We start from the raw sequence: 623 nt of genomic DNA, 5'->3' as shown, positions 1-623 counted from the left end.
CGGCGTCGACCAGGCGGTGCAGCACGCGGATGAGCTTCTCCACGTCGGCCATGTGCAGGCCCACCGTCGGCTCGTCGAGCACATAGAGCGTGTGCGGCGCCTTCTGGCCGCGGCGGGTCACGTCGTCGCGGACCTTGCTCAGCTCGGTGACCAGCTTGATGCGCTGCGCCTCGCCGCCGGAGAGCGTGGGCGAGGGCTGGCCCAGCGTCAGGTAGCCCAGGCCGACGTCCTGCAGCAGCTTGAGCGGGTGCGCGATGTTCGGCATCGAGGCGAAGAACTCCACCGCCTCGTCCACCTCCATCTGCAGCACGTCGCCGATGCTCTTGCCCCGCCATGTCACCGCCAGCGTCTCGGGGTTGAAGCGCGCCCCGTGGCAGAGATCGCACGGCACCTTCACGTCTGGCAGAAACGCCATCTCGATCGTGCGCAGCCCCTGGCCCTCGCAGCCGGGGCAGCGCCCGTCGCCGGTGTTGAAGCTGAAGCGCCCGGCGGCGTAGCCGCGCGCCTTGGCTTCCAGCGTCTCGGTGAAGAGCTTGCGGATGGTGTCCCAGAAGCCGATGTAGGTGGCCGGACACGAGCGCGGCGTCTTGCCGATCGGCGTCTGGTCGACTTCGAGCACCCGG

Annotated in this window: 1 pseudogene; it reads right to left on the bottom strand. The window is 69.5% G+C overall.

The features are described from left to right. Positions 1–623, bottom strand: a pseudogene (locus NFT33_RS19090) (excinuclease ABC subunit UvrA); the annotation flags it as partial.

The sequence above is a fragment of the Sphaerotilus sp. FB-3 genome, from assembly GCF_023706025.1.
Lineage (GTDB): Bacteria > Pseudomonadota > Gammaproteobacteria > Burkholderiales > Burkholderiaceae_C > Sphaerotilus > Sphaerotilus sulfidivorans.
This window is presented reverse-complemented; position numbering and strand designations above follow the sequence as displayed.